The organism is Burkholderia sp. AU30198, from assembly GCF_020419825.1.
Classification (GTDB): domain Bacteria; phylum Pseudomonadota; class Gammaproteobacteria; order Burkholderiales; family Burkholderiaceae; genus Burkholderia.
The window spans coordinates 273,790-283,288 of sequence record NZ_JAIZSA010000010.1 but is presented as its reverse complement, the minus strand read 5'-3'; the positions used below and the strand labels follow the sequence as shown (position 1 = coordinate 283,288).

The 9,499-nt window shown below is 66.8% G+C and carries 8 protein-coding genes and 1 tRNA gene; 6 read left to right on the top strand and 3 right to left on the bottom strand.

The window, feature by feature from the left end; translation table 11 throughout:
• Positions 1 to 335: 335 nt before the first annotated feature.
• The 6 genes from LGN19_RS22970 to LGN19_RS22945 all read left to right on the top strand — a co-directional run bounded on the left by LGN19_RS22970 (position 336) and on the right by LGN19_RS22945 (position 5,237).
• Positions 336 to 1,349, top strand: a complete 1,014-nt coding sequence (locus tag LGN19_RS22970; protein WP_122944763.1) for a class 1 fructose-bisphosphatase — start codon at positions 336 to 338, stop codon at positions 1,347 to 1,349.
• Between the two features lie 207 nt (positions 1,350 to 1,556).
• Positions 1,557 to 1,632: transfer RNA gene (locus LGN19_RS22965), tRNA-Thr, on the top strand.
• A 171-nt stretch (positions 1,633 to 1,803) separates the two neighbouring features.
• Entirely contained in the window at positions 1,804 to 2,613 is an 810-nt protein-coding gene (locus LGN19_RS22960; protein WP_122944762.1) for a helix-turn-helix transcriptional regulator, read from the top strand.
• Between the two features lie 164 nt (positions 2,614 to 2,777).
• Entirely contained in the window at positions 2,778 to 4,511 is a 1,734-nt protein-coding gene (locus LGN19_RS22955) for an FAD-dependent oxidoreductase (RefSeq protein ID WP_226217243.1), read from the top strand.
• Complete coding sequence (locus LGN19_RS22950; protein ID WP_175223460.1) at positions 4,508 to 4,720, top strand: hypothetical protein; 213 nt, start codon at positions 4,508 to 4,510, stop codon at positions 4,718 to 4,720. The genes LGN19_RS22955 and LGN19_RS22950 overlap by 4 nt, the downstream gene beginning before the upstream one ends.
• Before the next feature lie 262 nt (positions 4,721 to 4,982).
• Positions 4,983 to 5,237 (top strand): GlsB/YeaQ/YmgE family stress response membrane protein, encoded by a 255-nt coding sequence (locus LGN19_RS22945; protein ID WP_043181796.1) that lies wholly within the window; start codon positions 4,983 to 4,985, stop codon positions 5,235 to 5,237.
• Positions 5,238 to 5,316: 79 nt separating this feature from the next.
• Here the strand turns inward: LGN19_RS22945 and LGN19_RS22940 are convergent, their stop codons facing one another.
• Genes LGN19_RS22940 through LGN19_RS22930 form a run of 3 tightly spaced genes read right to left on the bottom strand, consistent with a single transcriptional unit; the run spans position 5,317 to position 9,415 of the window.
• A complete protein-coding gene (locus LGN19_RS22940; protein ID WP_226217241.1) occupies positions 5,317 to 5,799 on the bottom strand; it encodes a TlpA family protein disulfide reductase in 483 nt (160 codons plus the stop codon).
• Complete coding sequence (locus LGN19_RS22935; RefSeq protein WP_226217239.1) at positions 5,796 to 7,064, bottom strand: exo-alpha-sialidase; 1,269 nt, start codon at positions 7,062 to 7,064, stop codon at positions 5,796 to 5,798. Before LGN19_RS22935 ends, LGN19_RS22940 begins: the two co-directional genes overlap by 4 nt.
• Positions 7,052 to 9,415, bottom strand: a complete 2,364-nt coding sequence (locus LGN19_RS22930) for a TonB-dependent receptor (RefSeq protein ID WP_226217237.1) — start codon at positions 9,413 to 9,415, stop codon at positions 7,052 to 7,054. The genes LGN19_RS22935 and LGN19_RS22930 overlap by 13 nt, the downstream gene beginning before the upstream one ends.
• Between the last annotated feature and the right edge of the window lie 84 nt (positions 9,416 to 9,499).

Sequence of the window (9,499 nt, the reverse complement as noted above, 5' to 3'; positions counted from 1 at the left end):
GGTCGAACAGTCGGTGAACATCTACAACTGCGAGCGGCCACATGCCGCCCTCAAATACAAAACGCCCGATGCGGTGCATCGGGCGTTTAGCGGGTGAACACTGTCAACCTATTCCAGGACTTGACAGTGAGCACCGCGTGAACCGGATGCAATCGCGGGGTCCGACCGCGCCGCCTGCCGCCGCTGCAAAGCGCATCCCGCCCGCCCCCGCCACCGGAAACCGGGCCGGTTCGGCCGCCCGGCCATGTAACCGGACGAAAAAAGCCGGTGGCACGGGAGGCGCGACGGGTAAAATTGCGGCCATTCAAGGATTCTTTGGCCTTCTGGAGTCTGTCATGTCCATTGCCCGCCGCACCACGCTGTCGAAGTTCCTGATCGAACAGCAACGTGAGACCAACAACCTCCCCGCCGACCTGCGCCTGCTGATCGAAGTCGTCGCCCGCGCGTGCAAGGCGATCAGCTACAACGTGTCGAAGGGCGCGCTCGGTGAAGCGCTCGGCACCGCCGGCAGCGAGAACGTCCAGGGCGAAGTGCAGAAGAAGCTCGACATCCTGTCGAACGAGATCCTGCTCGACGCGAACGAATGGGGCGGCAACCTCGCCGCGATGGCGTCGGAAGAAATGGAAACGTTCTTCCCGATCCCGGCGAACTACCCGCGCGGCGAATACCTGCTCGTGTTCGATCCGCTCGACGGCTCGTCGAACATCGACGTGAACGTGTCGATCGGCACGATCTTCTCGGTGCTGCGCTGTCCGGACGGCAAGCAGGCCACCGAGGAATCGTTCCTGCAGCCCGGCACGGAACAGGTTGCCGCCGGCTACGCCGTATACGGCCCGCAAACGGTGTTCGTGCTGACGACCGGCAACGGCGTAAACTGCTTCACGCTCGACCGCGAAGTCGGCTCGTGGGTGCTCACGCAAAGCAACATGCAGATCCCGGCCGACACGCGCGAATACGCGATCAATGCATCGAACGCGCGCCACTGGTACGACCCGGTCAAGCGCTATGTCGACGAACTGAACGCCGGCAAGGACGGCCCGCGCGGCGACAACTTCAACATGCGCTGGATCGCATCGATGGTCGCCGACGTGCACCGGATCCTGAACCGCGGCGGCATCTTCATGTACCCGGCCGACAAGCGCACGCCCGATCGTCCGGGCAAGCTGCGCCTGATGTACGAAGCGAACCCGATGTCGTTCATCGTCGAACAGGCGGGCGGCGCCGCGACGACCGGCACGCAGCGCATCATGGAAGTTCAGCCGACGGGCCTGCATCAGCGCGTCCCGGTGTTCCTCGGTTCGAAGAACGAAGTCGAGCGCGTGACGGGCTACCATCAAGAAAAGCAATAAATTTGCACTGCAGCACTAGACAGTGTCGCGCGGCGTCAGTACAATCGCGCCTCTTGATGTGACCCCAGCGGGTCACATCGCAGTGAAACGAAGCGGGAAGTTTGCCGAGTCGATGAGTTTCGCGAAACAGCAGCAGCAAGCTGAAAAAAATTCGCAAAACCTATTGCCAAGGTCTCAGATTTCACCTTATAATTTCGTTTCTCTGATGCCGGTGTAGCTCAGTTGGTAGAGCAGCGCATTCGTAATGCGAAGGTCGTAGGTTCGACTCCTATCTCCGGCACCAAATTATAAAGGGCTGACAAGCAATGCTTGTCAGCCCTTTTCTCATTCCGGGCGCCGAATCGTGCGCTGCCCTCCTTCTGCCCGCGTCCGCTCCGCTTGCGGGCATCACCCGACTCCCGTGCCTCATCCCGCCGACTACAATCGACGGACCACTCCGCCCTTTCCGAGCATCATGCGCACCTGGCGTCTCGAGCGACCGAACCTCACCGGGCAACTGGATGTATCGCGTGCGACGCGCCTCGTCGCCGCGATCGGCGGCAGCGAACCGAACGCATTCGCGGCCGAAGTGCTGAAGCTGTTCGACGACGCGCTGTCGGTCACGCAATGCACGATCTTCGCGTACGAGTTCGGCAATCGCCCGCGCACGCTATCCGTCGCCGACCATCGTGGCGGCCGTTACCTGCGCGACGTCGCCGACACCTACGCGCGACACTTCTACGCGCTCGACGGCAACCAGAAGATCGTGTCGAGCGCGCATCGCGGCACGCGCCGCCACGACCTGCTGCTGCACCAGCAGGCCGGCGACGAGATCGATCATGAAGCGTATCGCGCGGCCTGCTACCGCGGCCCCGACGTGTCCGACCGGCTGTCACTGCTGATGCAGCCCAACGATGCGAGCTGGCTGTCGATCAACCTGTACCGCGCGCATCGCAGCGGTGCGTTCCAGCCGCGTGAGATCGCGGAGATCGAAGCGCTCGCGCCGCTGATTGCGCAGGCCGCGAAGCATCACTACGCACTCGCCGGTGCCGCGCAGATCGGTATCCCGCAACTGATGCTCGCGCGGCTGCGCAGCGCATGCCCGGCACTGTCCAAGCGCGAACTCGACGTGCTGCGCGGCGTACTCGAAGGCCAGACCGCGCACGAGATCGGCGAGACGATCGGCGTGAAGGCATCGAGCGTCGTCACGTACCAGAAACGCGCATACCGGCGCCTGGGCATCTCGAGCCAGCGCCAGCTGTTCGCACTCTGCCTGCAGCCCTGAACCGAACCGGCCGGCGATGACCGGATCGGGGTAAATCCCGGTCGGCTTGCTGTACCCGGAATGGGGACAGCGGATTTCCGCCCGGCTTCCATACTGCTTCGACTGCCTGCACGCGTTGCCCCGGCGCGCGTGCACGTCGAACCGCCCTCCCCTGGAAGCCAACGATGGATCTCGACTTCAAGCCCTACCCGTTCGTCGCCAAGCGCCACCCCGCGCATCTGCCGGCCTGCGACGACGGTATCGATACGCACCGGCATCGCGTGGCGATCGTCGGCGGCGGCCCCGTCGGCCTGGCCGTCGCGCTCGGCCTCGCGAACCACGGCATCCGCAGCGTGCTGATCGAGGCCGACGACGCGGTCTGCCACGGCAGCCGCGCCATCTGCATTTCGCGGCGCAGCCTCGAGATCATCGAGCGGCTCGGCGCGCTCGACGACTTCCTGCACACCGGACTGCCGTGGACCGGCGGGCGCAGCTTCTACCGTCGCGACGAAGTGCTACATTTCACGATGCCGCAGGACGACAACCAGAAGCTGCCGCCGATGATCAATCTCGCGCAGTATCACATCGAGCAGTTCCTGCTCGACGCCGCGCTGCGCCGCTCCGAACTCATCGAGATCCGCTGGCAGGCGAAAGTCACCGGCGTGACCCGGCAACCGGACGGTGTGCGCCTCGACGTCGACACACCGCTCGGCGGCTACGCACTCGGCGCCGACTGGGTCGTCGCATGCGACGGCGGACGCAGCACGATGCGCGACGCGCTCGGCCTGTCGCTCCAGGGTACGAGCTACGAGGGCCGCTACGTGATCGTCGACATCGCGCTCGACAGCGACCGGCCGACCGAACGGCTCGCGTACTTCGATCCGTCGTCGAACCCGGGTTCGACGGTGCTCGTCCACAAGCAGCCCGACAACGTGTGGCGGATCGACTACCAGTTGCGCGACGATGAGGATCCCGAAGCGGCCGTGAAGCCGGAGAACGTGATCCCGCGTGTGCAGAACCTGCTCGACATGATGGGCGAGCGCGGCGACTGGTCGCCGATCTGGATCACGATCTACAAGGCGAACGCGCTGACGCTCGAACGCTACCGGCACGGCCGCGTACTGTTCTGCGGCGACGCCGCGCATCTCGTGCCGATCTTCGGCGTGCGCGGCGCGAATTCGGGCATCGACGATGCCGACAACCTTGCCTGGAAACTCGCGTACGTGACTCGCGGGCTCGCATCGGACACGTTGCTCGACAGCTACTCGGACGAACGCGTGTTCGCGACGCACGAGAATCTCCGCTACGGCACGAAGAGCACCGAGTTCATGGCGCCGCCGTCGTTTGCGTTCGAACTGATGCGCAAGGCCGTGCTGTCGCTCGCGGTCCGGCATCCGGCACTGCGTTCGCTGATCAATCCACGCCAGACGACGGCCATCGCCTACGCGACGTCACCGCTCAACGCAGCCGAACGCGATACGTTTGCCGCCGGCCCCGCGCCCGGCACGGTGCTCGCCGAATGCCCGCTGATGCTGTACTCGGCGCACGGCAGCGACATGCGTCGCGGCCACCTGACCGATCTCGTCGCCCCACGCTTCACCGCGTTCTGCTTCACGTCCGACGGCGTGCCCGATCCGGCGCTCGCCGATCTCGAACGGCGCCTGCACGCTGCGCGGATACCGTTCGCGCTCGTCACGCTCGCACGGCATGCGGCGCCGCGGCAACCGGCCTGCGGCGGCCATGACGACGACGGCCGGCTGTTCGACATGTATGGCGCGCGCGACGGCACCGTCTATCTCGTGCGTCCGGACGGTCACGTACTCGGCCGCTGGCACGACGCTCGCGCCGGCGACGTGGCCGCCGCGCTCGATCGCGCACTCCATCCGTGCGCGTCAACCGATCCTCAGGAGACCGCATGATGACGGATACCGAACGCGACACCCTCTACACCGACCTGTGCCGCACGATGACACGAATCGGTGAAACCGACGCGCCGCTCTTTCTCGCCCGCTTCGCACTGCTGTCGATCGAGGCGATCGGCGATCCCTCGACCGTCGCACGGCTGCTCGCCGACGCAAGCGACGGATTGCCCGACATGGGCACGCAGGCATCGACGCGCGAACGATGACACTCCTGGCCGACCGGCTTCACCGCCGGCCATTTATTACAAATTCATTTCGCCATGCATCGCCCGCGCACGCGCGTCGCCGTACGCAGACAAATTCCCTGGAAAATCCGGTTGAGGGTGCATAACATTACTTAACGATTCCGACCCGTCTATCGCGTTACATTGCGTGGGCGGCGCGGCAGGTCGCGATGCCGCCTTCATTCAGCTTGCGGCAACGCTGCCGACGTCCGGTCATTCGACACAACTCAAGGAGAGGACAACCATGGCTCATGGCTTGATTATGTGGCTCATCATCGGTGCGATCGCCGGCTGGCTTGCCGGCTTGCTCGTCAAGGGCGGCGGCTTCGGGCTGATCGTCGACATCATCGTCGGGATCGTCGGCGCGGTGATCGGCGGCTGGCTCGCCGGGCTGCTCGGTATCAGCGTCGGCAGCGGCTTCATCGGTTCGGTGATCGTCGCGGTCGTCGGCGCGGTGATCCTGCTGTTCGTGATCCGGCTATTCAAGCGAGCGGCCTGACGATTCTCTCCACGCGCCTTCGGGCGCGTTTTCGTATCAGGCCGGCGCGCGGCCCGTCCGCCGCGCGCCGCTGGCCCGTTCAGCGCCTGGCGCGCTGCAACCAGCCGTCGAGCACGTCGGCCGTCAGCAATCCGCTGCGCGCTTCGCGTGTGCCATCGCGCCCGATCCACACGGTGCGCGGCATCTCCCCTCTCCATCCCGCATCGAGCGCCGCCCGCAGACGCTCGGGCATCGGCTCCGCATTTGCATACTGCACAACCTGCGGCGGCAAGCTCATCTGCGCGAGCGCCTGCGAGATCGCCGCACCGTTGTCGTCGTACGCATCCATTGCAACCATCGCGAGCTGCACGTCCGGGTGACCGCGCTGCCACGCGACCAGGTGCGCGGCGTTCTCGCGACAGTATCCGCAATCGAGCGACCAGATCTCGACCGCCAGCGGCCGCTCGTGCGCGGTCGCATACAGGCGCGCGACGTCGGCCGCGCGCAGCGGCTGCAGTTCGCCGCCGGCCCACGCCGGCGTGCTCGCGAGCACGATGCCCAGCAACGCAATCAGCCGCTTCATTTCACACCCTCCACCGCGATCAGCCGATAACCGTCGTTACGCGTGCGCCACGACAAATAGAGGCGGCCCGCATCGTCGAGCAACTGCGGGTTGTCGCTCGCGCCCGACGTCGACGCGATCACGCGCGGCGCCGACCAGTGCGCGCCGCGATCGTCCGACCGGCGCAGCTTGATCTGCATCGTGTCGCCGTCGAACGCCTTCCATGCGAGCCAGACGACGTCGCCGCGCGCGACGAGCGCCGCATGCGACGCCTGCTCGCCGGGCACGGCGGGATTCGCGCCGAATGCCCACGGCGTGCCGCGCGGCTCGCCGTCGGCGCCGATGCGCGAATAGAACACGTCGGCCCGGCCATCGACGACGCCGAACCAGGCGAGATGGCGCGTGCCGTCCGGCGTGATTGCCAGCGCCGGGCCGTGCTCGGGGCACGCCTCGACGTGCCAGTTCGAGAACGTCGCGCGCACCGGCACGACCGGCTCCGACGCCGCGACGGGCAACACGGCGAGCGCGTGATCGCGGATCTGCCCTGGAAACACGTTGCGCCACGCGGCCTCGATACGTCCGGCCGGATCGATCGCCATTGCGATGCGGCAGCATTCGCACGTGTGGTCGGTCACCTTGCGCTCGGCTTCGAACGATGCACCGCCGTCGCGCGATACCGCGTAGTAGACAGCCGCGCCTTCGTACGCCTGCCCCGCCGCCTTCGCCGCACCGAGATCGCGCTTGTCGATCCATGCGATCGCGATGTTGCCGGCCGGATCGACGGCCATCATGTCGAAGCGGTGCGTGATCGCCTGCCGGTCGCGATGCACGGTCACGGGCACGCTCCACGTCGCACCGCTGTCGAGCGATCGCGCGAAGCGCACCATGCCCGTGTACGGCGCATCGAGCGGCATCGACCACGACACGTACACCGCGCGCCCGTCCGGACTCGTCGCGATCTTCGGGCGATTCTCGGCGCTCGTGTAGATCGGCTCCGGCATCGCGTTGACGGTCACGGGCGCGGACAGCGTGCGGCCCGCATCGTCGGAATGCGCGACGACGACGTGCGCACCTTCGACCCACGCGACCCACAGCCGGTGACGCGCGTCGAACGCAGCGCCGGTCGCGAGCGGCTGCTTCTGCTGCGCGGGTGCAGCCTGCATGCTCATGTGCGCGGCGTGCGAATCGGCCGCCTTCGGCACGTCATGCGCATCGTGCGCACCGGCGGACGACAACCACGCGAACCACAGCGCGCCACCTGCCGCGAGCGATCTCACAGCGACCATTTCAGTTCTCCATAGAAAGTACGGCCCGGATACGGGTGGAACACGTAGTAACGACGGTCCGTCAGGTTGTCGATGCCGACCGACGCGGCCCAGTGTCGGTCGAAGCGATAGCGCGCCTTCAGGTCGACGACCGTGAACGAGCTCGTGCCACCGTAGACATCCGGGTTCACGTCGCTGTTGTCGAGCGTGTTGAACTGGCGGCCCGAATAGCGCACGCCGACGCTCGCAAGCCAGTGCTCGTCGAAGCGATACGACGCGAGCAGGTTCGCACGCATGCGCGGAATCCGCGGAAAGCGCGAGCCGACATACGCGGGATTCGCGGCATCGGCGAGGATCTGCGCGTTGCTCGCCGACACGTTCGCGTCGATCGCGAGTCCCTTCAAACCGACGTTCTCGCCGCTGAACGCGAGTTCGACGCCGCGCACGCGCACGCGATCGACGTTCGAGATGTTGGTCACCGTCGTCGCGCCCGACACCGTCGTCTGGCTGTAGATCGAATCGCGCAGATCGCTCTGGAACACGCTGGCACGCACGACGCCGACGCCCACGTCGCGTTCGGCCGTGAAGTCCCAGTCGATCGCCTTTTCAGGCCGCAGGTTCGGGTTGTTGTTGACGATCGCGTTGTTCGAGATCGTGCCCTGGAACAGTTCGCCGACCGTCGGGAACCGCGTGCCGGTCGCGAACGACAGCCGGAAACGCCAGACGTCGGTCGCATCCCATTGCAACGCGACTTTCGGCGACAGCGCATTCGCGCTGCGGTCCGCATAGCCGAGCGTGCCCGTCGCATTGCCGAGCGCGCCGCCGTACGCATCCCAGCGCTCGTAGCGCAGCCCCAGCGTCGCGAGCCAGCCCGGCGCGAAGCGCCACGCGTCCTGGCCGAACAGCGCCTGCGTGCGCGTGTCGCCGCGATAGAGGCTCGACAGCGACGTGGTCGGCCCGGCCAGCCAGTCGGCCGTGTTGTACGTGACGTTGCGCAGGAAGTAGTTGTCGTAGTGATAGCCGAACGTGAACGTATGGCCCTTCACTTCCGGCGCCTCGGCCTTCAGGTCGAGCGTGCGCCAGCCGGTGCCGTCGCCCTGGAACTGCGTGCCTGCGCCGCCCTGCACGGTCGACGCCGAGCGCTGCACGTCGCGCGACACGTCGTACGCGGACACGACGCCCGACAGGCGCCAGCCGGAATCGAGCCGGCCGTTCAGGCCGAGCGCGTACAGCCAGTTCTCCTGGTCGCCGCGCTGCGGCGCGAATGCGTTCGGCGCGACGGTCATGTTCTGGCCGCCGATCGACACGTTGCCGCCGTAGACCGGATTGCCGGCCACATCGCGCAGGAAGGTTTCGCCGTGCTGCCGGTAATGGTTCTCCCAATGCCCGAGCGTGAGCGTCGCATCGACGTGGTCGGTGAACGCATAGCCCATCCGGACCGTCTCGTTGAGCTGCTCGGTTCGCTCGATCGACTGCGCACCGACGATCGTCCGCGGCCGGCCGTTGGGCCCGATGTCGGTCGCGGCGCCCGTCACGGGCACGGCGGCGCCGAGCTTCGGGTTGTACGCCGAATTGGGGCTCGCATACTGCATCGGCTGACCGTTGTTCTCGAGCCGGTCGAGCGACAGCGCGAACCAGAACCGGCCGACGCGATTCGCGATCCGTGCGGTCTGGTGATTGCCGCCGAAGCTGTCTGCAACCCCGTAGCCGTCGTGGTAGCGCTGCGTGAAGAACTGGGTCGACAGCGACGCCTCGAGCTTTTCCGGGCGACGCGTCGTCAGCAGCACGGTCGAGCCGATCGAGTTGCCCGGATACAGCGCGGAAAAGGGGCCATAGAGCACATCGACGCGCGCGATGTCGTCCGGCGGAATCAGCGACCAGCGCGGCGGGTACGCGTAGCTCGAGCCGAGCAGGTTCGACAGCAGCACGCCGTCCGCATACACGAGCCCGCGTGCGCTCTGCAGCTCGTTGAAGTCGCGGCCGGCGAATACGCTGTTGCGGTCGCCGATATAGCGCTTGCGGACCATCAGGTTCGGCGCGTATTTCAGCGCGTCCTCGGTGGTGACGTTGGTGTGCGATTCGATCTGCTCGCGCGTGATCGATGTGACGACGGCCGGCGTATCCGGGTCGACCGGTTGCCGCTGCGCGGTCACGCTGACGGCGGTCAGCGTATCGCCGGCCGGCGCCGGCGGCACGGTAGCGACAGCCGACGCTGGTACGGCGGCATCGGCGGGACGCTCGACGCCACCGCGCGCGGTCGCGTCGCGTGGATCGTCGGTTGACGCCGCATGGGCGGCAGGCCAGGCAAAAGCGGCCGCGCACGCGAGCGCGAGCCGGCCGCGCGACGGCCGCGCGGCGAAGGAAGAGGACATGTGCGAATTCCTGAAAACGTGATCGGACGCCGCCGGACACGAGCGCGCGCGCCGCGCACGGACGACGCGGCACGCGGCCCGGCC